The organism is Aureimonas phyllosphaerae (assembly GCF_047943035.1).
GTDB lineage: Bacteria > Pseudomonadota > Alphaproteobacteria > Rhizobiales > Rhizobiaceae > Aureimonas > Aureimonas phyllosphaerae.
Map to the genome: position 1 here is coordinate 888,610 of NZ_CP181348.1, position 25,222 is coordinate 913,831.

Genomic DNA, 25,222 nt, shown 5'->3' on the forward strand with positions numbered 1-25,222 from the left:
CGACTGGATGGGGCTAGGCGCGGCCGCCCGGCTCTTGCCCATCATATGGGATGCCCAATCGCCTTTGTCGCCCGTCAGGCGCTCCAGGCGACCCGATTCCGGCCGTTGCGCTTGGCCTGGTAGAGGTGGGCGTCGGCGACGCGGTGGAACGCGTCCCAGTCGAGCCGGCGGCCGGCGGGCACCCAATGGACGCCGAAGCTCGCGGTGACCGACAGGCTCGGCTCGTCGAGAAGCACCGTGCCGGCGAGCCGCAGCCGCAGCCCCTCGATGCGCGCATAGAGTTCGTCGCGGGCCATGTCGGCGAGCGCCAGCACGAACTCCTCGCCGCCGAACCGCGCCACGCGGCTGCCCGTCGGGGCGGCCCGGAGGAGGAAGCGCCCGAACTCCCTGAGGACCGCATCGCCGACCGCATGGCCGAAGCGGTCGTTGATCGACTTGAAGTGGTCGATGTCGATCATGACGATGCCAAGGCCCGCCCCCCAGGCGGCCGGTTCCGCGAAGAGCCCGGCGACCTCGGTCTCGAAGGCGCGGCGGTTCATCAGGCCGGTGAGCGGATCGGTGGTGGCAAGGCGCCGGAGTTCGCGCGCCATGACCTCGCGCTCGTCCTCCAGCCGCTTCAGCTCGATCTGCTGGCGGCGCAGCTTCTCGATGTCGCGTTCCAGGTCGGTCATCTCGCGGAACGGCGCGGAGATTCTTCCCGCTGCCGCGTCGAGGTCGCCCGCGAGGATGCGGGCCATGCGGGCACGGGCCTGGAGGAGCGGGCGGAACACGCCGCGGTCGAAGACGACGAGCGAGGTCACGCCGACCACCGTGCCGATCACGGCAGCCAGGAGGCTGGCGACGGCAAAGCGCAGGCTCCGGTCGCGCTCGGAGGCGAGGCGATCGCGCGCGACCTCGAGGATCGCATCGCGTAGCGCTTCCGTCGTGCGAACCGCCGGACTGTAACGCCTGTTGAAGGACTCGACGCTGATGGCTGGATCGACGACCGGCGCTACGAAGACGGTTTCGGCGTAGGCGCGCGCGCCGGCGAAGTAGCCGAAGGTCACCGCGGTCATGGCGCGGTCGATGACGGGATCGGCGATGAAGGGCGTTGCGTAGTGCTCGATCTGCTGCTGCAGGAGGTCGGTGAGCGCGAGCATCGAGGCGAACTCCGCAGCGGCGGCCGTGCTCGGCGTGCCGCCGGCGTTCAACCGGATCGCGACCAGCGAGCGGATGCGCCCGGCATATTCGCGAAGATCGCTGGCGGCCATGGCGGCGGTCATGAACGGGGTCAGGTCGGGCGTCAGGCCGATCAGAATCTCGCCGAGATCGTCTCGCAGCGTCCGGGCCTGATTCGCGGCGGCATAGATCGTCCTGATGGACCGCTCGACCTCGGCAGGCGGCCTCTTCTCCGGCGGCAGGCTGAGGAGATCGTCGACGCGCGCGCGGCCGTCGGCCAAAATCTTCCGGAAGGCGTCGACGTCGTCCTGGAGGATAGGGCTGCGTTCGCGCTCCTCCTCCGTCACCGCGAGAAGCTCGCTCCAGAGAATCTCCATCCTCGACCGCGTGGCGGCGAGTTCGCCCAGCAAGCGCTCGTCATCACCCTGCAGCGTCATCGCCAGCACCGACTGGCCACGTTCCGACGAGGTCGCGCCCATGAGTTCGATCGAGGTCGAGAAATGGCCGAACTGCGCCAGCGCCTCCTCGCGCTGGGTGTAGACCCGAAGCTGCCACGCGCACACGAGCGCGGCTGTCGCCACGCACGCGATCAGCGCGGTGGCGACGCCGACACCCATGAGGCGCTGGAGTCTGGGCTTCGTCACGAGGAACCCCGAATTCGTTCGGATGCAACCCTACGTCACATTCCTCGCCGATCCGTTTCCATCGCGATCGATCTTTTCAGGATCGGCCGACCGTCAGGACACCGCGTCGAGGCCGCCCGCTTCCAGCCGGTCGAGAAGCGCCACCTCGTCGGGCGTGAGCGCGATCCCCTCCGCCGCCGCGCGGGCGCGCGCCGCAAAGCGCCGCTGCGAGGGCAGGCGCGCGCCCTGGTCGAGGATCGCGCCGAACAGCGCCTCGCCGGCCGCGAACGGATCGCCCGGCCGTCCCGCGGCGAAACGCTCGGGACTGAAGGCGAGGATCAGTTCGCCGTGGCGGGGCGCGAGCGTCGTCGTGCCGAGCGCGTCGAGCGCGCCGCGGCTCGTCAGATCGCCGATCATCGCGCCGGCCAGAAGCTCGATCATCGTGGCGATCGCCGAACCCTTGTGGCCGCCGAACGGCAGCATCGCGCCGGCGAGCGCGGCGGCCGGATCGTTGGTCGGCACGCCCTGCGAATCGATCGCCCAGGCGTCCGGCAGCGGCTTGCCGGCGCGGCGGTGCAATTCGATCTCGCCGCGCGCGGCGACCGAGGTCGCAAAATCGAAGACGTAGGGGGTCTCCGCGCCGGGCCTCGGCCAGGCGAAGGCAAGCGGATTAGTGCCGAGGAGCGGCCGCGTGCCGCCCGCGGGCGCGACGGTCGCATAGCTCGGGCAGAGCGCCAGCGCGGCAACGCCATGCCCGGCGAGCGCCTCGACCTCCGGCCACAGCGCCGAGAAGTGGACGCAGTCGTTGATCGCGAGCGCGGCAAGACCGAGCGCGCGTGCGCGCTCGACGAGATGGGGCACGCCGCATTCGAAGGCGGCCGGCGAAAAGGCGCCACCGGCCGCAACGCGGATGACGCCGGACCCGTCGTCGAGGAGTTCGGGCTCGGCATCCGCCGAGACCTTGCCGGCCTTCAGGGTGCGCAGGCACCCCTCGATCCGGTAGATCCCGTGCGACTTCGCGCCGTCCCGCTCGCCGGCCGCGATGACGCGCGCCAGCGCCTCGGCATGGAGCGGCGCGAGGCCACCGCGCCGCAGGATCGCCGCGATGCGCCGGCGCAGCGTGTCGAAGTCGAGGTGGATGGGCGCGTTCACCGTGGCGTCTCCAGGCTTCGTGTCGGTCCCCAGCGCATACGCGAGCCCGAGGGCCACCGGAAGGCTGCGGCGACGCTTGGCCCTTGAAGAACCAGTTGAAACGCCTCAGTTTCCTTCTCGAGAACCCGGTTCGTGGGAGGCGGTCGTGACGACGCTGAAGGAGTTCGAGGACGCGCTGAAGGCGCATGGTCTGCGTTCGGCGCTCGATGTCCTGGAATTGCTGCGCAAGCGTGACAAGGCGAAGCGCTCGCTTAATCCCGCCCGCCGGGTCACGGGGCGCAAGATGACGCCCGAACTCGCGCGCCAGATCCTGCATCTGCACGAGACTACCGGGCAGACCCAGCAGGAGATCGCCTTCCAGCTCGGCGTCAATCAGGGCCGGGTGAACGAGGTCATCAAGCGCGGCAAGTGGCTGACCGAAAACCCGGAGGCGCCGGAAGCCAAGGCGCGCGACGCCGCGCTCCAGCGCATGCGCCGCCCGGCGCCTCCGGCCAAGGCATCGGCGAAACCCCCGATCAAGCCGGCGACGGCAAGGCGCCGGGCCCCGCCGTCGCCTCAGCTCAGCCTCGGCGACTTCTAGGCGGCTCTCAGGCCGCCAGCGCCTTTTCGAGCTCGGCCCTGGTCATCTTGGAACGGCCGTCGATGCCGCGCTTCTTCGCTTCGGCGTAGAGTTCGGCCTTCGTCGCCTCGTGGCCGTGCTTGCGGAACGGAGCGGCCTTCTTGGCCACATCCCTCGGCTGGGCGGAGAACTGCTCGCCCTTCTTCGTGTCGCGGCGCTTCTTGGCGGTGGTGCGCTCGTATTCCTCTTTCGTCAGGTGTTCGCGCGCCTTCTTGGGCAGGTAGCGCTCGCCGGTCTTGCCGCTCTCCTTGCCGGACTTCGTGCCCCAGTCCTCTTCCGACCACTGGTGCAGGCTGTTGTCCTCGGACTTCTCGCCCTTGTAGTCGCCGCCTTCCTCCTTGTACTCGTGGACGGCAAGCTGCGCCTTGCGGGCGGACCACTGGCCCGGCTTTCCGCCCTTGGCGCCCTTCGTCACCTTCTTCTTCACGCTTTCCCAAAGCTTCGGATCGGTCTTTTCGGCGGTCTCGCTCATGGCTCTGGCCTCGAATGGTTTGATTGCTTGGCCGTGCAACGAAGAAGCCGGGGAATCGATGCGCGGCTGCGGCAACGCGGCAGGCTCGCTCAGCCGCCCCCAGCCAGCGAGGAGACGATCGGGCAGGGGCCATCCGTCCCCCCGCGGCAGGCGGCGGCCAGATGCTGCAGCCGGTCGCGCGCGGCGGTCAGCTCGCCGATGCGCTCGTCCAGCGCCCGCACCCGCGCCTCGGCGAGTTCGCGCGCGCGGGGCCGGTCCCGGACCGCGTCGAGCCGGAGAAGCTCGGCGATTTCGCCCAACGTGAAGCCGGCGACCTTGGCGGCGCGGATGAAGCGCAGGCGCTCGGCATCCCGCTCGTCGTAGCGGCGGTGCCCGCCCGCCGATCCGGCGCCCGCGGGGCGCTCGGGCTCGTCGAGAAGGCCGCGCCGCTGGTAGAAGCGCACCGTCTCGACCCCGACGCCGGCCTCCGCCGCAAGGCCCCCGATCGTCCATCCCATCATCGCTTGACTCCGTACCATGGTACGGACCCTATATCGGGTGCGGCCCTCCTTCCTGCCATCCCTTGCGAAAGCCGCCCCGATGTCCGCCGCCATCTCCCCCACCGCCAGCCACCGCCGCGCCGCGATCCATCGCATGGTGATGGCGAAACACACTTGCCCCTATGGGCTGAAGGCGCTCGATCTCCTGAAGCGACAGGGCTTCGAGGTGGAGGACCATCCCCTGCGCACGCGCGAGGAAACGGACGCGTTCAAGGCCGAGCACGGCGTGAAGACGACGCCGCAGATCTTCATCGACGGGGAGCGGATCGGCGGCTACGACGACACGCGCCGCTACTTCGGCAAGCCCGTCGCCGATCCCAAGGCGACGACCTACAAGCCGGTGATCGCGATCTTCGCCATGAGCGCGCTGATGGCGCTCGCAATCGGCTACGCTGCCCTCGGCACGCCGTTCACCGCGCGCACGGTGGAATGGTTCATCGCGGTCGCCATGTGCCTACTCGCCGTCCAGAAGCTGCAGAACGTCGAGACCTTCGCGACGATGTTTCTGAACTACGATCTCCTAGCCAAGCGCTGGGTGCCCTATTCCTATATCTACCCCTTCGCCGAAGGGCTCGCGGGCGTCCTGATGCTGGCGGGCGCCCTGACGTTCGTGTCCGTGCCGGTCGCCCTCTTCATCGGCACGGTGGGCGCGGTCTCGGTGTTCAAGGCGGTCTATATCGACCGGCGCGAGCTGAAATGCGCCTGCGTCGGCGGCTCGTCCAACGTGCCGCTCGGCTTCGTCTCGCTTACCGAGAACGTGATGATGGTCGCGATGGCGCTGTGGATGGGGGCGCACGCGTTCCTGTGATCAGGCGGCCTCGCCCCGCCAGAGCGAGGCGACCGGCTCGCCCGCAAGGTCGGGTTTGGACTGGCCGATGAAGATCACGACGGGGCCGGGCCGCTCCGTCGCGGGATCGTAGAAGTCGAGAAGGCCGGGATGGCGCGCCTGCAGGAAGGGCGGCACCCGGTCCTCGCGCCGCAGGAGATGATCCACCACGACCTGGTCGCCATGGACGCTGTTGGGCACGGCGCCGCAGGAGCCCGGCTGCATCCAGCGCTCCGGCTCGGCCGCGAAGGTCTCGTAGAGGCGCCTGAGTTCGTCGCCCTCCCAGCGCAGGAGCGCGGTGGAGACGCGGCCTTTCAGGAAATAGTCCTCCATCGCGCAAAGGCCCGGCTCGGCGAGCGCCGAGGCATCGCCCGCAAACACCGTGTCGAGGTCGCAGAGCACCGTGGTGCCGGTGGCGAGGCCCGGCCGGAACGCTTCCATCTTGGACCACCAGACGGGCCAGTCGTGCCGAAGTGGCACGGCTTCCACGCCCTCGACGCGGAGATCCATGTCGGTGAGGCAGAGGATGCGGGTGAAGGCGGGGGCGAAGCGCCGCGTGCCGCGCGCCAGCCGCTCGACCCAAAGCGCGTCGTAGCGGCCACCGCCGCGAAGCACCGTCAGAAGCGTCGCCATGCCGGGGTCAGCCGACGACCTTGAGGGCGGGGGCCGCCTCGTCCCGGCTTTTCGCGCCCTCCCAGAGCTCGTCCGTCAGCCCTTCCAGCCAGCCGGCGGCGCGCTGGGCGGCCTCCGGCTCGTGGAGCGTGCGGATCGCCTCGCCGTCGAGCGCGCGGGCCTCGGCCAGAAGCGCCTGCCAGCCGGCGAGATCGCCCGGCCAGATCGGGGCGGTCACCGCCGCGCCGAGCTTCACCAGCGCCTCGGCTTTGCGCGTCTGCTCGCCGAAATAGCGCCATTCCGGCATGACGATCAGCCGGGCGCCGACGCGCGCGACCTCGTGGATCGTGTTGTCGCCGGCCGACGCGATCACGATGTCGGCGGCGGCGAGATAATCGGTCACGCCGGGCACCCAGCCGAGTTCGGACAGGTTGGCGAAATCCGTCTCGTGCCCCTCGCGGTGGGTGGGCCCGAGCGTCAGCCAGAGCGCATCCGGCGCGGCGCGGGCCGCCACGGTCAGGGGCGCGTAAGGTGTGCCGCTGCCGCCGCCGCCCGTCACGGTCACGATGATCTCGCGGGTCGGGTCGAGCCCGAGGCGGCGACGCGCCTCGGCCTTCTCCGGCACCGCGTCGAGCGTCGTGCACAGGCCACCGGAATAGAAGGTCTTGGCGCGCAGATGCGCGGGATAGTCGTCCTGCTCCAGCCGCTCGTCGAAGGGCGCGAGCATGCCGACCGAGGCCTCGTAGGAGCCGATGTGTCCGATGTCCGAGCGGTCGCCGTGCATGCGGATCTGGACGGCGGGAACGCTCGCGATGCGCGACAGGAGCGCGATCTCGGACGAGACGTCCACCACAAAGAGTCCGACCTCGCGCTCGTCGAGATGGTCGAGGATGGTGCGCATCGTGCGCCGCATCTCGGCAAGGCCGAGCGGCACGCAGTGCATCACCTGCGGCGTCGGCTCGGCGTAGAGGCGCGGCGTCGGCACCGCCGCGCCGATCATGTTGGGCAGGGGCACGATCTCGATGTCGCGCCGGAAGCCGTCGAAGAGGTGCGGCCCCGCCGTCATCACCGAGACCGGCCGGTCGCGCGAGAACTCGGACACCAGCGCCATGGTGCGGTTGGCGTGGCCGCGGCCCTGGTGATGGACGAAGAAGGTGATGGGCTTCGGCACAGTTGAGCGTTCCCCTCGGGTCTCCCGCGCCGAACCCCCGTCCGGCGGAATGCGAGGTGTGAGAATCTATGGCTCCCTTCGCTTTTGTCACCGTGCTCCGCGCGAAGTGACGCAGGTTCGCCCTTTCCTTCGGGCGGCGCGGGGGCATGTAGCGGAGCTGGCGGACGGAAACGAGGACGGGCTGATGTCGGATACACCGCGTGGCGGGCCCTCGCCCCTGCGCCGAACCCCGCGTCGCATCGCGATCGTCGGCAACGCGCCGGAACTCGGCGACTGCGGCGCGGCGATCGACGCCGCCGACTGGGTGGTGCGCTTCAACAACGCCGCCGGCTTCGGGACCCGTGCGGGGCGCCGCGTGACCCATCTCGCCCTTGTCAACCACGGCGGGCAGATGCGCGAATGGCTGGACGATCCGGGCTTTCTCGATCGTCCTGCGGTGCGGGCCGCCGAGACCTTCCTGTTTCCCTTTCCCCGCAAGCCCGCCTCGGCCCGCCCGGACAACAAGGACGGGCGCGACTGGACCGACGAGGCGGAGGCGCGGCTGCGCCCGCTCGGCCGGCCGATCACGCTGCTGCCCGCCACCGTCCACCGCGAGGCGGCGGCGCTGATCCACACGCCCGGCAGCCCGCCGCCGCCGCCGAGCACCGGCTTCCTCGTGTCACTTCATCTCCTGCGCCGCTATGGCGGCATGGTGGAGATCGACGTCCACGGCTTCGGCTTCGAGGGCTGGGAGGGGCACGACTGGGCGCGCGAGCGACGCTGGTTCGAGGCGATGGCGGCAGGCGGCCTCCTGCGCCTCCATCCGCTCGCCGCCTCGCTCGCCGCATGAGCGTACCCGCGCCGCGCTGCTTCCTGTGCGGCGGCCGGGCGCTTGCGCCGAGCGACCGGCACCTGTCCTGGCCGAACGGGGCCACGCGGCGCTTCGCGCTGGCCTGCAGCTTCTGCGGCGTCCTGACCGACCGGGCGGAGGGGCCCGACGCGCTGGAGCATCTCGGCGCGGCGATGACCGCCGAGCGGTTCCGCCTCGACCGGGACGCCCCGTACGGCCTCGACATCTTCACGCTGCGCGCCGCCGCCACGCGCTGGCGCCGCGGCGCGACCCCCGCGGATGCCGCGCAGCGCGCGGCACTCGCCCATCCGCATGCCGATCTTGCGGCCGAGGCCGACCTCGCGGATCTCGATGAAAATTGCGCCGACCCCATCGCGATGGGACTGATGTGCCGGGCCGCGGAATGGGACGCGGCACGGGAGATGCTCCGCCTGCACCTGGCGATGGGGGCGACCATTGTGATCCTCATCGACGGCGAAGGACCGGCCTTTACGGCGGAGCCCGGTATCCTCGTTGCGCGCCGCCCGATGGCGGGCGATTTCGCTGCCCAGCGCAACGCGCTGCAGGATCTCTCGCCTGCCCCGTGGATGCTGCAGCTCGACACCGACGAGACGCTGGAGCCGGCCGCGGCCGCGCTTCTGCCGGCGCTCGCAAGGCTGGCCGAGGCGGGCGGCGCCGTGTCGGTCGGCCTGCCGCGGCGCAATCTCGTCGACGGCCGCCTCGCCGACCTCTTTCCCGACACGCAGTACCGGCTCAACCGACGCGAGGTCCGCTATGCCGGCCGCGTCCACGAGCGGCCGGACCGGCCGTGGCAGCGCAGCCTCCTCGCGCTGCATGGGGCGATCGACCACCATCTGTCCCGCGCGCGGGTCGAGACCCGCTCGCGCGCCTACGAGGCGATGGCGCCCGGCGCGGGGCGGCTCGAGGAGGAGGACGCCCTGCTTCAGCCCTTTTGCGACTGAAAGCGCGCGATCGCCTCCTCGTAGAGCGCCAGCGTCTCTCGCCCCAGCGTCTCGCGGGTGAAGCGGCCGGCCGCCGTCAGCGCGCGCTGGCGCAGGGTCTCGCGCACACCGGCCTCGGCGATCACCGGGCGCAGCGCCTCGGCGAGCGCGGGCCCCGTCGTCTCGCGCGCCATGGCGCCGGCCCCCGTCGCGCCCACGAACTCGCGGGCGCTGGCATCCTCCATCGAGGCCACCATCGGCCGGCCGTAGGCCATGCCCTCCTGGTAGACGAGGCCGAAGCTCTCGTAGCGCGACGGGGCGAGGACCGCGTGCGCCGCCTCGTATTCGCGCGCGAGATCGTCCTCGTGCAGGCGGCCGAGCGGTTCGAGGCGCGCGCTAGGCCCTGCCGCCACGCCGTCGAGCGCTGACCCGTCGACGCCCGCCAGCCGGACCTGGAACGGGGGCAGGGTGCCCGCGTCCGCCTCGCGGCCGAGGATCTCCGCCGCCCCGAGGATCGCGTCGAAGCCCTTGCGGTGCTCCGGCCGGCCGACGAAGAGAAGGCGGATCGGCTCGCCGTCGGCGGCGCCGGGATAGCCCGCCGCTCGCGCGCGGGCCAGCATGGCGGGCGCGAGGCTGAGGCCGATCACGGCATGCGGCCGGTCGCCCTCGACCAGCCCGTATTCCGCCGCGATACGCCGCCCATGGTCGGCGGTGTTGGAGATGAGCCCATGGCTGCCGCGCGCCTGCCGCGCCTCCAGCCGGTCGGCCGCCCAGCCGTCGAGCCGGTCGCGCAAGGTGTCCGCCGGCTCGCGCGAGAAGGCGGCCGGCGTCGAGTTGCGCGTGACGAGCGCCATCGGCGGACGGCGGGCGAGTAGGCAGGCGGGCGCATACCAGTTCGTCGCCTCGACGACGTCGAAGGGGCGTCGGGCGTGCTCGGCGAGGATCGCGCGGCGGACGGCGAGCGGCGCCGCCAGATGCCCGACCGCGCCGAAGAGGCGCAGCCGCGCGATACCACCGCCCGAGACGGGTTCGGCGCCGACGATCCGCACGCCGCCCGCCTCCAACACGCCGCGCCGATCGAGCGTCAGGACGGTCACGTCGGCGCCGCTTGCGACGAGGCTTTCGGCGATCTCGCGCGCGGCGGTCGAGAGGCCGCTCGGGGCGGGCGGGTAGTCCCAGGCGATGAGGGCGGTGCGCATCAGCGGTCCAGAAGCTTGCGGTAGAGGGCGAGGTAGTCGGCGGCCATGCGACGGGCGGTGAACCGCTCCTCGAAGCGGCGACGCACGCCCGCGCGGTCGAGGGCCCGGGCCCTTGCGATCGCCTCGACGGCCTCCGCCTCGCTCGACACGACGAAGCCCGTGACGCCCTCGTCGACGATCTCGCGGACCGAGCCCCGGTCCCAGGCGACGACCGGCGTGCCGCAGGCCATCGCCTCGATCATCACGAGGCCGAAGGGCTCCGGCCAGTCGATCGGAAAGAGCAGCGCCTCGGCACCACCGAGCAACTCGCCCTTCGCAGCATCTCCGAGCGGGCCGACATAGGTCGCCGTGTCCGACAGGAGCGGGCGCACCTCGCGCTCGAAATAGGTAGGATTGCCGACATCCACCGTGCCGGCGAGGCGGATCGGGCGGCCCGCGGCGTCGGCGACCCGGATCGCCCGGTCGGGCCGCTTCTGGTCGGTCATCCGGCCGACGAAGGCGAGATAGCCGCCCGCGCCGTCCGCCAGCGCATAGCGGTCCTCTGCGATGCCGTGATGGACGACGCCGGCCCGGTTGGCGGCCGGAAGCATCGCCTCCTGCGCGCCCGAGATCGCGGCGACGGGAAGGTCCGGGAAGGTCTGGAAGAAGATTTCCCGGTCGAGCTCGTCCACCCGCCAGTGGATGGTGGTGAGGCTGTGCCGGCGGCGCTCGCCGAGCAGCGCCGCATGGAAGAACTCGCCGTGGCAATGGACGATGTCGAAGGCGTCGAGACGCGTGCGCAGGTCCTCCATCCGCGCCGCTTCCAGGACGGCGGGGATGGAGGGCGGCACAGTCCCGTATTTCGCTTCCAAGCTAAACAAACTTGGCCAGATTCCGACCCTTGGTACATCGGTCGCACTGTCCGCCGGGGCCAATAGCGTTACCTCGACTCCGAGGTCTTGGAGCGCAATGGAGAGATCGTGGATGACTCTCTCCGTCCCGCCGTGATCTTTGGGTGGCACCGGAAATATTGTCGGAGCAACTTGGGCGACCCGGATATTTTTACCGGGCTTCGCCGTTGGATTTACCTGCATGAGCCGTTGCTCTGATCTGTTCGAGTGGTTTTGCGTCAAGGGTTGGAGAGAGCCATGTTCATTCTTCATGTCGCACTTCAAGGGTGCCTGCGCGCAAAGGACGTGGAATACGGGCTGACGGCCGATACCGGCGGGCATATCCGCTACCTCCTGGACCTCGTGGCGGCATCCTCGGCGGACCCCGTCGTCTCCCGCATCGTGATCGCCACGCGCCGCTTCGAGGACATGCGTCTCGGCGCCGACTATGCGCAAGGCTTCGAGCGGATCGACGGGAAGACCGAGATCGTCCGCTTCTGGACCGAGGACCCGGCCTATCTCGAAAAGGAAGCGCTCCATACCGAGGTCGGCAGCTTCGCCGACGCGCTCGTCGCCTTCATCGAGGCCGGGGACCGGCGCCCCGACGTCCTCCACGCCCACTATGCCGACGCCGCGAGCGTTGCCGCGATCGTGGAGGCGCGGCTCGGCATCCCCTTCGTCTTCACCGCCCACTCGCTGGGGCGCGTGAAGCGCGAGACGCTCGGCCTCCGGCCCGGCGACGACGCGGCGCTCGACCGTCGCATCGGGGCCGAGAACGCGGCGCTCGCCGACGCCTCGCTGGTGATCGCCTCCTCGCGGGATGAAGCCGAGGTGCAGTGGATGGGCTACGAGGCCTACGAGCCCGGGCGGATCCGCATCCTCGCGCCGGGTAGCGATCTCCAGCGCTTTGCCGGCGCGCCGACCTGCGCACGCGTCGACGCTTCCATCGCCCGCTTCCTGCGCGAGCCGGACAAGCCGGTGATCCTGGCTCTCGCCCGGCCGGTCGCCAAGAAGAACCTCGCCGCCCTGGTGCGGGCCTTCGGCGAAAGCCCGGCGCTGCAGGATCGCGCCAATCTCGTCCTGTTCGCCGGCGCGCGCGAGGACTACGCGACGCTCGACGGCGACATGGCCGAGACCGTCGCCGAGCTTCTCGCCCTGATCGACCGCTACGACCTCTACGGGCGCGTCGCCTATCCGAAGCACCACCGGCCCGAGGACGTGCCGGCGATCTACGCCCACGCCAAGGCGCGCGGCGGCCTCTTCGTCAACCCGGCGTTGAACGAGCCCTTCGGCCTGACGCTGCTCGAAGCCTCGGCCGCCGGCCTGCCGCTGGTCGCGACCGATTCCGGCGGGCCCAACGACATCGTCGAGATGTGCGGCAACGGTATCCTCGTGAACCCGCGTCTCGACGCGGCGATCGCCGAGGCCGCGCTGACGATCCTGTCGGACGAGGCCGTCTATGCGCGCTTCGCGGCCGCGGGCGACAAGGTTGCGGCGGCCTACGACTGGACGCGCCACGCCGCGCGCTACCATGCGCTACTCGGCTCCCTCACGACCCTCAGCGACGCCGCGACGCGGCCTGAGCAGCTTCTCATCTGCGATATCGACAACACGCTCGTCGGCTGCGCCGACGGCGTGCGCACCTTCGGCACCTGGCGCGAGCGCCAGCCGGGGCTCGCCTTCGGCGTCGCGACCGGCCGCTCGTTCCACTCGGCGCTCGCGATCCTCGAACAGCAGGACGCGCCGCGTCCGCAGGTCGTGATCTCCTCGGTCGGCTCGGAGATCCATCACCTCGATCCGAACGGCACGACCTACACGCAGGACGCCGAGTGGCGCGCCATCGTCTCGCGCGCCTGGGACCGGGACGAGGCGCGCCGGGCGCTGGCACGGGTGCCGGGCCTCCTGCCGCAGGCGCCGCTCGAGCAGCGCGCCCACAAGCTCAGCTACTTCACCGAGGGGCAGCCCGGCATCGTCGGGCGGGTGCGCGCGGCGCTGGAGCGGGCCGGGCTGAAATGCTCGGTGATCCACAGCCACGGACGCTATCTCGACATCCTGCCGATCCGTGCTTCCAAGGGCACCGCGGTCGACTTCGTGCGCACGCGGCTCGGCCTGTCGCAGGACGCCGTCTTCGTCGCCGGCGACTCGGGCAACGACATCGAGATGCTGCGCACCATTCCGCAGGCGATCATCGTCGGCAACTTCTCCGACGGCCTCGCCGCCATGCCGGCGCTTCGCCACTCCTATGTCGCGCGCAACACCCATGCGCGCGGCGTGATCGAGGGCGTCCTCCACTTCCGCGACAAGGCGAGGGCCGCATGCAAGCCAGCGTCCTGACGCTGGTGCACGGGCGGCGGGATCACCTCGCCCGCCTGATGCAGGGGCTCGCCCGCCAGACGCAGCGCCCGTCGGAACTCGTGATCGCCTGGATGCAGGACGCGGTCTTTGCCGATCTGCCCGATCCCGGCTGCCCCGTGCGCCACGTCATGGTGCCGGGCGAGCCGATGCCGCTCGCCGCGGCCCGCAACCGGGCGGCCGAAACGGCGGCGTCGGACCTTCTGATCTTCCTCGACGTCGACTGCATCCCCTCACCGACCGTGGTCGAGGCCTATCGTGCGGCCGCCAAAGGGCAGGACGGCCTGTTTCTCGGTGAGGTCCTCTATCTTCCGGCCGGCGCGGCGGAGGCCGGGCTCGACTTCGCGCGGCTCGACGCGCTCGGCCGCGTCCACCCGTCCAAGCCCGCCGTGCCGAACCGGGGCGTGCGCCGCGAGCCGGATGCGGGCGAGCTCTGGGGCCTCTCCTTCGCGCTGCCCGCCGCGCGCTGGCACACGGTGGGCGGCATGGACGAGCGCTTCGTCGGCTATGGCGGCGAGGAGACGGACTTTGCCGTGCGCATGGCCGCCTCCGGCCTGCCGTTCTTCTGGACGGCGGGGGCGCGGTGCTATCATCAGCATCACCCGGTCCGGGTGCCCCCGCTCCACCACTTCGACCACATCCTGCGCAACGCCGCGCTGTTTCGCGAGCGGCATGGGCGCTGGTGCATGGACTACTGGCTCGGCCAGTTCCGCGACGCCGGGCTGATCGATTGGGGGGACGAGGCGATCCGTCTCCTGCGCGCTCCCTCGCCGGCCGAGATCGAGGCGTCCGGCGCGGGCGCGGCGGAGCGCCTCTTCTCCTGACCCGTCAGCGCCGGTGATCGAGCCGGGCGACGAGCCGGTCGCCCGCCCACTGCATGAGGCAGACGAGCACGACGAGGACGGCGACCACGGCCACCATGACCTCGGTCTGGAAGCGCTGGTAGCCGTAGCGGATGGCAAGGTCGCCGAGCCCGCCGGCGCCGATCGCGCCGGCCACCGCCGTTGCGCCGACCAGCGTGATCAGCGTCACGATGAAGCCCGCGACGAGGCCGGGCATCGCCTCCGACAGGAGGACGTGTCGCACGATCGTCCAGCGCCCGGCGCCCATGGCGCGCGCCGTCTCGACGAGGTTCGGGTCGACCTCGCGAAGGCTCACCTCGGCGATCCGCGCGTAATAGGGGATCGCGGCGATCGAGAGCGGCACGATCGCGGCATAGGTGCCGATCGACGTGCCGACGATGAGGCGCGTCAGCGGGATCAGCGCGACCAGGAGGATGATGAAGGGCACCGAGCGGAAGGCGTTGACGAAGCTGCCGAGGATGCGGTTCGTCCAGGGCTCCTCCAGGATGCCGCCCTTGGCGGTCACGGTGAGAAGGAGGCCGATCGGCAGGCCGACGAGGAGCGAGACGAGGCCGGAGGCCAGCGTCATCAGGATCGTCTCCCACGTCGCGCGGATGAGGAGGTCAGTCAGCGCGGACGACATGGCCGAGAAGCTCCGTGCGGATGGTGGACGAGGCAAGATGGGCGAGGATCGGCTCGAGATCGTCCGGCCGGGCCGGGGTCACGCCGACGAAGAGGCGCCCGACCGGAACGCCGCCGACCGGCTCGACACCGCCCGACAGGATGCGGGCCGAGGCGCCGAAACGGGTGCCAAGGTCCGACAGGAGCGGGGCGCTGGCGCCGGGTCCCCCGAGATCGATGCGGACCAGCGCCTCGCCGGCGCCGCCCGGCGCCAGCACGAGGCCCGGCGGCAGCGCGGCGGCGTCGAAGCCGAGGAGGCTCTTCGTGACGGCGGCCTGCGGGTCGGCGAAGACGCGCCACGTCTCGCCGGTTTCGGCGATTCGGCCGTTCTCGAGCACCACGACGCGTCCCGCGATGCGGCGCACGACGTCCATCTCGTGGGTGATGAGGAGGATGGTGAGGCCGAGGCGGCGGTTGATGTCGGCAAGAAGCGCCAAAATCTGCTCGGTGGTTTCCGGGTCGAGCGCCGAGGTCGCCTCGTCGGACAGGAGCATCGCCGGCTCGGGCGCCAGGGCTCGTGCGATGCCGACGCGCTGCTTCTGGCCGCCCGAGAGCTGCGCGGGATAGCGGTCCTCGCGGCCCTCGAGGCCGACGAGCTGCAGGAGGTCGCGCACGCGGGCCTGCCGCGCGCCCCGCGCCATGCCCGCGATGATGAGCGGCAGCTCGACATTCTCGGCCGCCGTGCGGTTGGCGAGGAGGTTGAAGTGCTGGAACACCATGCCGATGCGCCGCCGCACGGGCTTCAGCGCGCTTTCCCCCAGAGCCTGGATCTCGCGTCCCTCGATCGCGACCGTGCCGGCGTCCGGGCGCTCCAGCCCGTTGATGCAGCGGATGAGGGTCGACTTGCCGGCGCCGCTGCGGCCGATGATGCCGAGGATTTCGCCCGAGCCGACGGTGAGGTCGATGTCCGAGAGGGCGGTGTGGTCGCCGAAGCGCTTGCGCACGCCGGCGAGGCTGAGGATGGGGGCGGGAGAGGTCATGGGTGGGACATGCCGAAGGCCGACGCGGAAGGAAAGGCCTGCCGGCCGGATGAAAACGCATCCGGGCCCGCCTTCGGTGAAGGCGGGCCCTCTGGGCGAGACGAACAGGACGGGCGGCGGGCGCTTACCAGGCGGGCAGCGTCGTGCCCTTGTAGGCGTCGTTGAGCGCGGCCTTCACCGCATCGGTCTGGTAGGCCGCGACCAGCGTCTTCACCCAGGGCGCGTCCTTGTCGGCAGCGCGCACCGCGATGAAGTTGCGATAGGGATTGTTCTCCAGCGGCTCCTGCGCGATCCGCTCCCGAGCCGGATCGATGCCGCTCTTCAGCGCCCAGTCGGTGTTGACGACGCCCGCGTCGAGATCGTCGATCGAGCGGCCGACGATGCCGGCGTCGAGCTCGCGGATCTCGAGGTTCTTCGGGTTCTCCTCGACGTCGATCGCGGTGGCGAGGATGCCGGCCCCGTCGCGGAGCTTGAGGAGACCCTGCGCGGCGAGAAGGTTCAGCGCGCGGCCGGCGTTCGACGGATCGTTCGGGATGCCGATCGAGCCGCCGTCCGGAATCTCGGCGACGCTCTTGTGCTTGCGCGAGTAGAGGCCGATCGGCTGGACCAGCGTGTAGCCGACCGGCACGATGTCGTAGCCGTGCTGCTGCACCTGCGCGTCGAGATAGGGCTGGTGCTGGAAGGCGTTGGCCTGGAGCTCGCCGTTCGCCAGCGCCTCGTTGGGCTGGACATAGTCGGAAAAGGCGACGGTCTCGACGGTGAGCCCGGCCTTCGCCGCCTCCTGCGTAACGACCTGCCAGACCGCCTCGTCCTCGCCCGACATGATGCCGACCTTCACCGTCTCGGCCGCGGCGCCCGCGGCCGTGGCGGCCAGCATCGCGCCGGACATCAGGCCGAGGACCGTGCGGCGCGACAGGGCGGACAGGAAGGACGAGGGGCGACGCATCGGCGTATCTCCGGTTGAAATGGCACAGATCGCACTTGGGGGCGATCCGACGGAAGGACCCTAGCGTTTCGCGTTGCAGCACGAAAAGGATCGACTGCCTAAAAATCCGGCTTGGCGCGACAAATTCGACCATTCCGGTGGATTGAAGCGCCGCGCCGGTAGCGTGGCGGCCCCTCGACCGCCGTCAGCCCGGGAGGACCCGGTAGCGCAGATGCACCGCACCGCCCTCGATCGTTTCCGCCGACTGGAGCGACAACTGGGCCTTGCCCTTCAGTCCCTCCTTGCCGAAGGCGACGATGCCCTCGACCTCGGTGCCACCGTCGAGCGCGGGCGCCAGCACGACGCTGAACTCGTCGACGAGCCCGGCGGCGAAGAACGAGCCGTTGATCGCGGCTCCCCCCTCGACGAGGAGGCGCCGGACGCCGAACGCGTTCGACAGGACCTCCAGCGCCTTCTCCAGATCGACCTCAGGCCCGTCCGAGACGACGTAGCTGACGCCATCGGCGACGAGTTCGGCAAGATGGGCGTCGGACACGCCGTTGCCGAGAAGCACGACCACCGGATCGCCGCCGACGTCGGGGCCGCGGAAATGCAGCTTGCCCGCGGTGTCCGGCGCGATCGCCAGCGGGCGCTCATCCGCGCGGGGCGCACGGTGGATCGGGCGGGCCGGCTTGTCGAACGTCTCGGGCCGGTGCGGCTCACCCTTGGCCATCTCGGCCATCGTGGTGCGCCCGACGAGCCAGGCGTCGCCCTTCAGGGTCTCATGGATCGCCTCGTAGGCGCCGCTCCAGTCCTTTACCGCGCCGTCGGGGCTCTGCGTGTAGCGGCTCGGGTGCAGACGGCCGTCGATCGAGGACGTCATATGACAGACGACATGGGGGCGTTGGCTCATGGGACAGGCTCCTTCTTAAAAAAAGAGCCCCGCGTCGTCGGCCCGTCCCCGTTGCGCGCCGTCGTCAGGCGACGGTGGCGACCACGATCAGGGGAAGGGCGAAGGCCAAAAGGCCGAAGGCGATGCCGAGGCGGGGCGAGGGGGATGAACGGCGCATGGGGCGTCTCCGGTCCGTTGCGGGAAGGGAGCAGCCTCGGCGCGCGAGGTTAACGAAGGGTTACGACGGGATTTCCGGCCGAAAGCCGAGGACGAAGCGGGCCACCACCTCCGCCGGCATCTCGCAGGGGCGCAGGAGCGCCTCGCCGTCCGCCAGACGGTAGAGGTTGGCGCTGACGATGCCGCCGCCGCCCCGCTCCTCGCCGTAGAGCCAGATCCGGCGACCGTCGCCGGACCGATGCAGCGTGACGCCGAAGCGCCGCCCCTCGAACGAGCCTTCGCAATGGCCTTCCGGCCAGCCGTCGAGGCGCTCGGCGAGGATGCGGGGTTCGAGACACCCGGTCGCCATCGCTGGGGAGCCCGTCAGTGGCCGGCGTGCGCGTCGCCGCCGCTGCCGTCCGAGGCGGAGGACTGCTGGCTCTGCGTCAGGGTCTGCGTCGCGGCCGAGCCGGCGCCGGGCTGGGTTTCCACCGTGCCGTTGTCCTTGCAGGCACCGAGGCCGAGAACGGCGAGAAGCGCGGCGGCGGTGAGGGTCGGGCGAAGCGTCATCGATCGAAGTCTCCTTGCATTCGGACGCAACGCGCGAAAGCCGCGCCGGTTCGACAACGCGGCCCTTTCGCTGCCGGTCGATCAGGACGGCTCGTGATAGGGGCAGCCGTTGAACCGGGCGCGGAAGTCGGCCGAATGGCGGTAGGGCTCGCGGCGGGCCCGGTTGATGTTGCCGAGCGGCTGGTGATCCGCAATGCCGGTCCAGACCGAGAAGCGCATCTCCTCGTTGACCTTCTGCACGCGGGCGTCGTCCCAGCTGTCCTGCGCCTTGGCGCGGATGGTGCCGACGCGCTGGAAAGGCGCCTCGGTCTCGTCCCAGGCGACCGTCGCATCCTCGACCGGCTGCCGATCGAGATTGCGGCAGAGCTGGACGCGGAACTCCCATTCGGCGTCGAGACCGGCCATCTCGCGCCGCACTTCCTCGCGCACCGCATTGTCGCGGCCCTCGACCTCGATCTCCTGGCCGGTCAGCGCCGTCATCGCAGGCGCGACGGGTTTCAGGCTGAACTTGGCGATATGGTCGCCGTAGCGGAAGGGCGTCGTGGAATAGTAGGTCTCGCCGAGCGGCTCGACGTTCGGCGCGCCGCCGAGCGTGTTGACGGTCGGGCTCTCGATGCCGACCGTCTCCAGCGCCGTGCGCACGCCGCGCAGCACCTTCGAGGCGACCTTCTTGGTGCCTTCGATCCGGTCGGTCGTGGCGGCGAGGAGCTTGAGGCTGCCGAGGAACTGCTTGGCGCTCTCAGCCTGGAACACCGGCGCGTTGACCATCACGAAGTCCTGCGCCGACCCTTCCGAGCCGGGCAGCCGCTCGCCGGCAACGTCGAGCACCTTGATCGCGAGACCGCGTGGCAGGCTGATCGCGTCGGGCAGGATGTCGCCCGCATTGGTCGACATGCGCAGGAACACCTTGTGGGTGCCGGGCTTGGCGAAGAGACCCTGCGCCAGCTCGGGCGGCAAACCCTCGTCGATCCGCAGCTCGCCCTCCAGGATGCCGTGGGACTTCGCGTGCACGGAGCGAACGGCATGGCCGTAGTCTTCCGCGGTGCGCTCCAGGATCGTGTCGAACGTCTCCTTCAGGCCCTCGACGGTTTCGCTCTCGCCGGGATCGACGAACTCGACCTCCGGCCGGTAGAGTACAGCTTGCGCGATCATATCCTGCTCCATCTAGGTAGAACCGTTCAACATCGGGCGGACGGGAAAGGTTGCCGGCTGCGGACGCCGCTCGCCCTTGTGACCCCCTCGGCTTTCCGGCAAGAAGGAGCGATTGTTCCTCCGGTTCCGGTTTCCATGGCGCAGCAACCCTTTCCCGGCCGTCGCTTCGGCGCCTTCCTGTTCGACATGGACGGCACGATCCTGAATTCGATCGTGGCGGCCGAACGGGTGTGGGGGGCCTGGGCGCGCCGTCAGGGCATCGACGTCGACAGCTTCCTGCCGACGATCCACGGCATGCGGGCGATCGAGACGATGCGCCGCGTCGGCATTCCGGAGGCGGTACTGGAGGCGGAGATCGCCGGGCTGGTGCAGGCCGAGATCGACGACGTCGAGGGGATCGTCGAGATCGCGGGCGCGGCGATCTTCCTCAAGTCGCTGCCGCCGGAGCGCTGGACGATCGTCACCTCGGCGCCGCGCGCGCTCGCCGAGAAGCGGCTCGCCATCGCCGGCCTGCCGGTTCCCCCGCTGATAGTGACCGGCGAGGACGTGGCGAACGGCAAGCCGGCGCCCGACTGCTTCCTCCTCGGCGCCCGGAAGCTCGGCGTGCCGATCGAGGAGTGCCTCGTGTTCGAGGACGCCCCCGCCGGGATCCGGGCGGGCGAGGCGGCGGGTGCGACGGTGCTCGTGATCGACGCCACCCACAGCCACCGGCTCGATACGCCCCATCCGAGCGTATCTGGCTACGATGCGCTCGCCGTCTCGCAAGCCTCCGACGGGACGCTGGAGATCATCGCGAAGGGGTAGTTTCGCCCGCGCGGCGCTCATCCACGCGTTCGCCCCGCCCGTGAACCGGCCCGGACGGCCGGTTCACGGGCGGGGCGGCATGCGGCCTACCAGCAGGTAAAGCCGGCGTCGGCCTGCACCGTCGTGCCGGTCATCAGGCTGGAGGCGTCCGAGGCGAGGAAGTGGACCACGGAGGCGATCTCGTGCGGCTGGCCCATGCGGTGCATCGGCGTGTCGCGCAGCCACACGTCGATCATGCCATCGTTGCCCTCGCTGTAGCGCGTCATCTCCGTCTCGATATAGGTCGGCGCGACCGCGTTGACGCGCACGCCCCGGTCGGCCCATTCGGCGGCGAGCGACGACGTCAACTGGTGCACGGCGGCCTTGGAGGCGTTGTAGTAGGTCTGCTTCTGCGGCCGGTTGGAGATGAAGCCCGACATCGAGCCGATGTTGACGATCGCGCCGCCTCCGGCCTGCAGCATGTGCCGGCCGAAGGCGCGGTTGCACCAGAAGACGCCGTTGTAGTTGACGTCGTTGACCTTCAGCCAGCGCTCGTCCTCCGTATCCTCCGCCGCGACACCGGACATTCCGATGCCGGCATTGGCGACGAGGATGTGGACGCGCCCGTGCGCGGCGGCGATCCTCTCGGCGAAGGCCTCGACGTCGCGGGGCTTCGTCACGTCGAGGACGTGGGCTTCGGCCTCGAAGCCCTTGTCCTTGAGGGCTGCAAGGCCGGCGTCCGCGACGGCGCGGTCGATGTCGGCGATCACGATCCGCGCCCCGAACTCGGCCAGAGCTTCGGCGATCGACAGGCCGATGCCGCGCCCGCCGCCGGTGACGACGGCCGTGCGCCCGTCCAGACGGAACTTCTCCTGAAACATCGCGAGGTCTCCTCAAGCGTCGATGAAGGGGTGGCGGCCGGAGGCCGGGGCGCGCCGGTCCGCCGGCTTGGCGGACTCGTGGGCGCGCATCGCGGTCTTCCTCAGGCGACCATGAACCCGCCGTCGACCGGCATCGACAGGCCGTGGACCATGGCGGCGGCGTCCGACAGGAGGAACAGGATCACCTCGGCGATGTCGTCCGGCTCGGCAAAGCGGCCGAGCGGGATGCGGCCGAGCATCGCCGCGGCCTTGTCCGGGTCGCTCCAGGCCTTCACCGCCATCGGCGTCAAGGTCACGGTGGGATGGAGGCCGTTGACGCGGATGCCCTTTGGTCCGAGCTCCTTGGCCATGACCCGGGTCAGCCCGTCGAGCCCGGCCTTGGAGGCACAGTAGGCGGCGTGGTCGGGAATGCCGACGAACGAGGCGCAACTCGACACGTTGACGATCGCGCCGGGCCGTCCCGCGGCCACCCGTTCGCGCGCGTATTCCTGCGCGACGATCATCGGCGCGCGCGTGTTGACGGCGTGGAGGAGATCGAAGTTCTCGACGGAGACGTCGAGGAAGGATTCGAGCTCGGTCGTGCCGGCGCAATTGACGAGAAGGTCGGCGGGCAGCGCCTGCCGCGCCGCCGCGCGTGTCGCTTGCGCATCGGCGAGGTCGACGACGATCGTCTCGCAGCCCGTCTCGGCCTTGAGGGTTTCGAGATCGGCGCCGGAGCGGGTCAGCGCGACGACGCGGGCGCCGCGCCTTGCCAGCATCAGCGCGGTGGCGCGCCCGATGCCCTTGCCGGCGCCGGTGACGACGACGCGTTTGCCGGTGAAGTCGGCGCTCACAGCCGGCGCCCCGTCTCGCGGTCGAAGAGGTGGACGCGGCGCGTGTCGATCACGAACGACACCTCCTCGCCCGGCTGCGCGCCGATCCGGTCCTTGACCACGGCGTCGAGCGAATCCTTGCCGACCTTGGCGAAGACCTGCGTTTCCGAACCGGTCGGCTCCAGCACCGAGACGCGCGCGGGGACGCCGCCCGGTCCGATGTCGATGTGCTCGGGGCGGATGCCGTAGGTGACGGTGCGGCCGGGCTCGACGTGTCGTTCCCCGAGCGGCAGGCGGGCGCCGCCGTCGGCGGCGAAGACGGAGCCGTTCGGACCGGCCTCGATCCGACCGTGGACGAAGTTCATGGCGGGCGAGCCGATGAAGCCGGCGACGAACGTGTTGACCGGATTGTCGTAGAGGTCGAGCGGGGCGCCGATCTGTTCCACGCGCCCGTCGCGCATGACGACGATCTTGTCGGCCATAGTCATCGCCTCGATCTGGTCGTGCGTGACGTAGACGATCGTGGTCTTCAGCCGCTGGTGGAGTTCCTTGATCTCGACGCGCATGGCGACGCGCAGCTTGGCGTCGAGGTTGGAGAGGGGCTCGTCGAAGAGGAACACCTGCGGGTCGCGCACGATGGCGCGGCCCATGGCGACGCGCTGGCGCTGGCCGCCGGACAGCTCCTTCGGGTAGCGATCGAGATACTTTTCCAGATCGAGGATCGAGGCCGCCTTCCTCACCTTCTGCTCGATCTCGGATTTCGGCGCGCCCTTGATCTTGAGCGCGAATCCCATGTTCTCGGCGACCGTCTTGTGCGGGTAGAGCGCGTAGGACTGGAACACCATGGCGATGTCGCGGTCTTTCGGGGCGACGTCGTTGACGACGCGCCCGCCGATCGAGATCGTGCCGCCCGAAATCGGCTCCAGCCCGGCGATCATGCGGAGCAGCGTGGACTTGCCGCAGCCGGACGGGCCGACCAGCACCACGAACTGACCGTCGCCGACATCGACGTCGACGCCGTGCATGACCTGCACCTGGCCGTAGCGCTTGACGACGTTCTGGATGGTGACCTGTGCCATGGGGAACCTTGGGAAGTGAGGGGCGTGTCGGGCGAGCCGGGCGAGAAGCCCGCTCAGCCCTTCCAGACGATCAGCGCGCCGAGCGCGATCGCGATGACGTGGCAGACGGTGAGTGGGACCGCCTGCTCCAGGAAGCGCATCCAGAGGAGCTCCAGCGCGACGAAGAGGTAGATCCCGATGAAGAGCCGGTCGAACCAGTTGGTGGTGATCGGCAGGAAGCCGTGGCGCACCGCGGGTGGCTTCGTGCTGGCTTCCTCGTCTGCGGCGTCGAGGTCGACGGTCTTGTCCATGGCGTTACTCCTTCACCGCGCCGAAGGTGAGGCCGGCCACGATGTGGCGCTGCACGACGGCGAAAACGACGAGGGCGGGAATGAGGGTGATGATGGCGATCGAGGCCATCGTGCCCCATTCGGTGCCGGTGGTGGTGACGTATTCCGACAGGCCCGTGGTGATGGTGCGGGCGTTGAAGCTCGTCAGCGTGGCGGCCAGCAGGAACTCGTTCCAGGCGAAGACCCAGGTGAGGATCAAGGTGACGGCGAGACCCGGACGCGCGAGCGGAAAGATCACCTCGCGGATGACCTGCCAGGTCGAGGCGCCGTCGACGGTCGCCGCCTCGTCGAGCTCCTTCGGCAGCCCGTCGATGGTGGGCCGGAGGGTCCAGATCGCAAACGGCAGGTTGAAGGTGCAGTAGAGGAGGATCATGCCGATCCGCGTGTCGTAGAGCTTGAAGTCCCCGATCGCGAAGACCTGCGTGAACAGCAGGAAGAAGGGCAGGAGGAAGACCGCCGCCGGCGCCATGCGGTTGGTGATCGTCCAGAAGAAGATGTTCTCCTTGCCGCCCAGGTCGTATCGCGACAGCGCGTAGCAGGCCATGAAGGCGAGCGTCGTGCAGAGCACCGCGTTTCCGCTGGAGATGATGATCGAGTTGATCATGTAGCGGCGCAGCGTCTCGTTGCCGAGGACGTTGGCGTAGTTGTCCCAGAACACGGTGTCGAGGAGGACGCTCGGCGTCGTGAAGAGGTCCACCGCCGGCTTCACCGAGATCACGAACAGCCAGTAGATCGGGAAGAGGGTCAGGAAGGAGAGCGCGATCCACAGGAGGATCGAGACGAAGGGCCGCGACTGGCGCATCAGAACGTCCTCTTCTTGCGGGTGCGGGGGGCGACGAGGGCGACGTAGAGGATCCAGCACATCACGAGCGTGAGGTAGAGGACGATCACCGAGATCGCCGAGCCGTAGCCGTAGTCGGTCTTCGGGAACACGACCTTCCAGATGTGGAGGCCGATGTAGCGGGTGGCCGCGCCCGGGCCGCCGCCGGTCAGCATCCACACCTCGTCCACCGTGCGCAGCGCGTCCATCAGGCGGATGAAGACGGTGGCGAGGATCGCCGGGCGGATCATCGGCAGCGTGATGTGCCAGAACACCTGCCAGCGGCTGGCGCCGTCGATCTGGGCCTGCTCGAAGGGCTCCTTGGGCAAGGACACGAGGGCGGCGAGAAGCGTCAGCGTGACGAGCGGCGTCCAGTGCCAGATGTCCATGATGACGGTGAGGATGAAGGCGGCGCTGGCGTCGCGCCCGATGTTCAGCTCGTAGCCGAACCAGGCGTTGAGATAGTAGGGGATGATGCCGATCGAGGGCGTCGTGAGCAGGCGCCAGACCGAGCCGACGACGATCGGGGCGACGATCAGCGGCAGGGTGTGGATCGTGCGGAAGAAACCGCGCCCGGGGAACTCCTTCATGAAGAGCTGGGCGAGGAGGTAGCCGATGATGACTTCGGAGGCGACCGCGAAGAAGGCGAACTTCAGCGTGTACCAGATGGCGGTGAGGAACGCCTTGTCGAAGACGAGGCGGCGGAAGTTGTTGGCGCCGTTGAAGATCATGTCCGGGCTGGCGCCGAACGGGTTCCACTGGTGGAACGCGACGTAGAGCACGTAGACGAACGGCACGATGCCGAAGGTCGCCAGGATGACGATCGTCGGGGCGAGAAGCAGCCAGCCGACCTTGTTGGAACGCATGGGAACCATCCTCTCGAGGGGCTCGCGGTCGAGGATCCGGGCAAGGGGAAGGGCGCACGCCGAGGGGGCGTGCGGCGGCCCGCAGGCGGGCG

General features: G+C 70.0%; 28 protein-coding genes. 7 read left to right on the forward strand and 21 right to left on the reverse strand.

Features of this window, described 5'->3' with window-relative positions:
- Positions 1–74 precede the first annotated feature (74 nt).
- Positions 75–1,802, reverse strand: coding sequence for a diguanylate cyclase (locus ACLNGM_RS04020; RefSeq protein ID WP_416357298.1), 1,728 nt, complete (start codon positions 1,800–1,802; stop codon positions 75–77).
- A gap of 93 nt (positions 1,803–1,895) precedes the next feature.
- The gene (locus tag ACLNGM_RS04025) at positions 1,896–2,933 is read right to left on the reverse strand and encodes an Ldh family oxidoreductase (RefSeq protein WP_416357299.1); all 1,038 of its coding nucleotides are present in this window, start codon (positions 2,931–2,933) and stop codon (positions 1,896–1,898) included.
- A 145-nt stretch (positions 2,934–3,078) separates the two neighbouring features.
- Between ACLNGM_RS04025 and ACLNGM_RS04030 the strand changes: the two genes are divergently transcribed.
- Entirely contained in the window at positions 3,079–3,513 is a 435-nt protein-coding gene (locus ACLNGM_RS04030) for an RNA polymerase subunit sigma-70 (protein WP_090963169.1), read from the forward strand.
- A 7-nt stretch (positions 3,514–3,520) separates the two neighbouring features.
- Here the strand turns inward: ACLNGM_RS04030 and ACLNGM_RS04035 are convergent, their stop codons facing one another.
- Positions 3,521–4,024, reverse strand: a complete 504-nt coding sequence (locus tag ACLNGM_RS04035; protein ID WP_416357300.1) for a hypothetical protein — start codon at positions 4,022–4,024, stop codon at positions 3,521–3,523.
- A gap of 89 nt (positions 4,025–4,113) precedes the next feature.
- Positions 4,114–4,542 (reverse strand): MerR family transcriptional regulator, encoded by a 429-nt coding sequence (locus ACLNGM_RS04040; protein ID WP_416357301.1) that lies wholly within the window; start codon positions 4,540–4,542, stop codon positions 4,114–4,116.
- A 61-nt stretch (positions 4,543–4,603) separates the two neighbouring features.
- On the opposite strand from ACLNGM_RS04040, the gene ACLNGM_RS04045 reads away from it, so the two are divergent.
- A complete protein-coding gene (locus ACLNGM_RS04045; protein ID WP_416357302.1) occupies positions 4,604–5,371 on the forward strand; it encodes a MauE/DoxX family redox-associated membrane protein in 768 nt (255 codons plus the stop codon).
- Here the strand turns inward: ACLNGM_RS04045 and ACLNGM_RS04050 are convergent, their stop codons facing one another.
- Both ACLNGM_RS04050 and ACLNGM_RS04055 read right to left on the reverse strand, forming a co-directional pair.
- A complete protein-coding gene (locus ACLNGM_RS04050; RefSeq protein ID WP_090963176.1) occupies positions 5,372–6,022 on the reverse strand; it encodes a hypothetical protein in 651 nt (216 codons plus the stop codon).
- A gap of 7 nt (positions 6,023–6,029) precedes the next feature.
- Positions 6,030–7,172 carry a glycosyltransferase gene (locus ACLNGM_RS04055; RefSeq protein WP_416357303.1) on the reverse strand — a complete coding sequence of 381 codons (1,143 nt, stop codon included), beginning with the start codon at positions 7,170–7,172 and terminating at the stop codon, positions 6,030–6,032.
- 184 nt (positions 7,173–7,356) lie between these two features.
- Between ACLNGM_RS04055 and ACLNGM_RS04060 the strand changes: the two genes are divergently transcribed.
- The gene (locus ACLNGM_RS04060; protein WP_416357304.1) at positions 7,357–8,001 is read left to right on the forward strand and encodes a hypothetical protein; all 645 of its coding nucleotides are present in this window, start codon (positions 7,357–7,359) and stop codon (positions 7,999–8,001) included.
- Positions 7,998–8,963 carry a hypothetical protein gene (locus ACLNGM_RS04065; RefSeq protein ID WP_416357305.1) on the forward strand — a complete coding sequence of 322 codons (966 nt, stop codon included), beginning with the start codon at positions 7,998–8,000 and terminating at the stop codon, positions 8,961–8,963. Before ACLNGM_RS04060 ends, ACLNGM_RS04065 begins: the two co-directional genes overlap by 4 nt.
- Here ACLNGM_RS04065 and ACLNGM_RS04070 read toward each other — a convergent pair.
- Positions 8,945–10,141 (reverse strand): glycosyltransferase family 4 protein, encoded by a 1,197-nt coding sequence (locus ACLNGM_RS04070; RefSeq protein WP_416357306.1) that lies wholly within the window; start codon positions 10,139–10,141, stop codon positions 8,945–8,947. The two genes, ACLNGM_RS04065 and ACLNGM_RS04070, sit on opposite strands and share 19 nt — an antisense overlap.
- Entirely contained in the window at positions 10,141–11,352 is a 1,212-nt protein-coding gene (locus tag ACLNGM_RS04075; RefSeq protein WP_416357307.1) for a glycosyltransferase family 4 protein, read from the reverse strand. Before ACLNGM_RS04075 ends, ACLNGM_RS04070 begins: the two co-directional genes overlap by 1 nt.
- Between ACLNGM_RS04075 and ACLNGM_RS04080 the strand changes: the two genes are divergently transcribed.
- Positions 11,269–13,344, forward strand: coding sequence for an HAD-IIB family hydrolase (locus ACLNGM_RS04080; protein ID WP_416357308.1), 2,076 nt, complete (start codon positions 11,269–11,271; stop codon positions 13,342–13,344). The two genes, ACLNGM_RS04075 and ACLNGM_RS04080, sit on opposite strands and share 84 nt — an antisense overlap.
- Positions 13,326–14,186 carry a glycosyltransferase family 2 protein gene (locus ACLNGM_RS04085; protein WP_416357309.1) on the forward strand — a complete coding sequence of 287 codons (861 nt, stop codon included), beginning with the start codon at positions 13,326–13,328 and terminating at the stop codon, positions 14,184–14,186. The genes ACLNGM_RS04080 and ACLNGM_RS04085 overlap by 19 nt, the downstream gene beginning before the upstream one ends.
- Positions 14,187–14,190: 4 nt before the next feature.
- Here the strand turns inward: ACLNGM_RS04085 and ACLNGM_RS04090 are convergent, their stop codons facing one another.
- From ACLNGM_RS04090 to ACLNGM_RS04120, 7 genes are all read right to left on the reverse strand, one after another.
- Positions 14,191–14,847 (reverse strand): methionine ABC transporter permease, encoded by a 657-nt coding sequence (locus ACLNGM_RS04090; protein ID WP_416357310.1) that lies wholly within the window; start codon positions 14,845–14,847, stop codon positions 14,191–14,193.
- A complete protein-coding gene (locus tag ACLNGM_RS04095; protein ID WP_416357311.1) occupies positions 14,828–15,865 on the reverse strand; it encodes a methionine ABC transporter ATP-binding protein in 1,038 nt (345 codons plus the stop codon). The genes ACLNGM_RS04090 and ACLNGM_RS04095 overlap by 20 nt, the downstream gene beginning before the upstream one ends.
- A 124-nt stretch (positions 15,866–15,989) precedes the next feature.
- On the reverse strand, positions 15,990–16,811 hold the full coding sequence (locus tag ACLNGM_RS04100) for a MetQ/NlpA family ABC transporter substrate-binding protein (protein ID WP_416357312.1): 822 nt from the start codon (positions 16,809–16,811) through the stop codon (positions 15,990–15,992).
- Between the two features lie 184 nt (positions 16,812–16,995).
- Complete coding sequence (locus ACLNGM_RS04105) at positions 16,996–17,703, reverse strand: dihydrofolate reductase family protein (protein ID WP_416357313.1); 708 nt, start codon at positions 17,701–17,703, stop codon at positions 16,996–16,998.
- A gap of 217 nt (positions 17,704–17,920) precedes the next feature.
- Positions 17,921–18,208 carry a hypothetical protein gene (locus tag ACLNGM_RS04110; RefSeq protein ID WP_090963198.1) on the reverse strand — a complete coding sequence of 96 codons (288 nt, stop codon included), beginning with the start codon at positions 18,206–18,208 and terminating at the stop codon, positions 17,921–17,923.
- Positions 18,209–18,222: 14 nt separating this feature from the next.
- Positions 18,223–18,408, reverse strand: coding sequence for a hypothetical protein (locus tag ACLNGM_RS04115; protein WP_090963199.1), 186 nt, complete (start codon positions 18,406–18,408; stop codon positions 18,223–18,225).
- Between the two features lie 81 nt (positions 18,409–18,489).
- Positions 18,490–19,560 (reverse strand): catalase family protein, encoded by a 1,071-nt coding sequence (locus ACLNGM_RS04120; RefSeq protein WP_416357314.1) that lies wholly within the window; start codon positions 19,558–19,560, stop codon positions 18,490–18,492.
- Between the two features lie 135 nt (positions 19,561–19,695).
- On the opposite strand from ACLNGM_RS04120, the gene ACLNGM_RS04125 reads away from it, so the two are divergent.
- Positions 19,696–20,364 (forward strand): HAD family hydrolase, encoded by a 669-nt coding sequence (locus ACLNGM_RS04125; protein ID WP_416357315.1) that lies wholly within the window; start codon positions 19,696–19,698, stop codon positions 20,362–20,364.
- 86 nt (positions 20,365–20,450) lie between these two features.
- Here the strand turns inward: ACLNGM_RS04125 and ACLNGM_RS04130 are convergent, their stop codons facing one another.
- The 6 genes from ACLNGM_RS04130 to ACLNGM_RS04155 form a co-directional block, all read right to left on the reverse strand.
- Positions 20,451–21,224, reverse strand: coding sequence for an SDR family NAD(P)-dependent oxidoreductase (locus tag ACLNGM_RS04130; protein ID WP_416357316.1), 774 nt, complete (start codon positions 21,222–21,224; stop codon positions 20,451–20,453).
- 101 nt (positions 21,225–21,325) lie between these two features.
- A complete protein-coding gene (locus ACLNGM_RS04135; RefSeq protein WP_416357317.1) occupies positions 21,326–22,057 on the reverse strand; it encodes an SDR family oxidoreductase in 732 nt (243 codons plus the stop codon).
- Complete coding sequence (locus tag ACLNGM_RS04140) at positions 22,054–23,115, reverse strand: ABC transporter ATP-binding protein (protein ID WP_294645683.1); 1,062 nt, start codon at positions 23,113–23,115, stop codon at positions 22,054–22,056. The genes ACLNGM_RS04135 and ACLNGM_RS04140 overlap by 4 nt, the downstream gene beginning before the upstream one ends.
- Positions 23,116–23,168: 53 nt before the next feature.
- The gene (locus ACLNGM_RS04145; protein WP_090963210.1) at positions 23,169–23,405 is read right to left on the reverse strand and encodes a DUF2160 family membrane protein; all 237 of its coding nucleotides are present in this window, start codon (positions 23,403–23,405) and stop codon (positions 23,169–23,171) included.
- A gap of 4 nt (positions 23,406–23,409) precedes the next feature.
- Positions 23,410–24,246 (reverse strand): carbohydrate ABC transporter permease, encoded by an 837-nt coding sequence (locus ACLNGM_RS04150; RefSeq protein WP_294645685.1) that lies wholly within the window; start codon positions 24,244–24,246, stop codon positions 23,410–23,412.
- Positions 24,246–25,130, reverse strand: coding sequence for a carbohydrate ABC transporter permease (locus ACLNGM_RS04155; protein ID WP_090963214.1), 885 nt, complete (start codon positions 25,128–25,130; stop codon positions 24,246–24,248). Before ACLNGM_RS04155 ends, ACLNGM_RS04150 begins: the two co-directional genes overlap by 1 nt.
- Positions 25,131–25,222 lie beyond the last annotated feature (92 nt).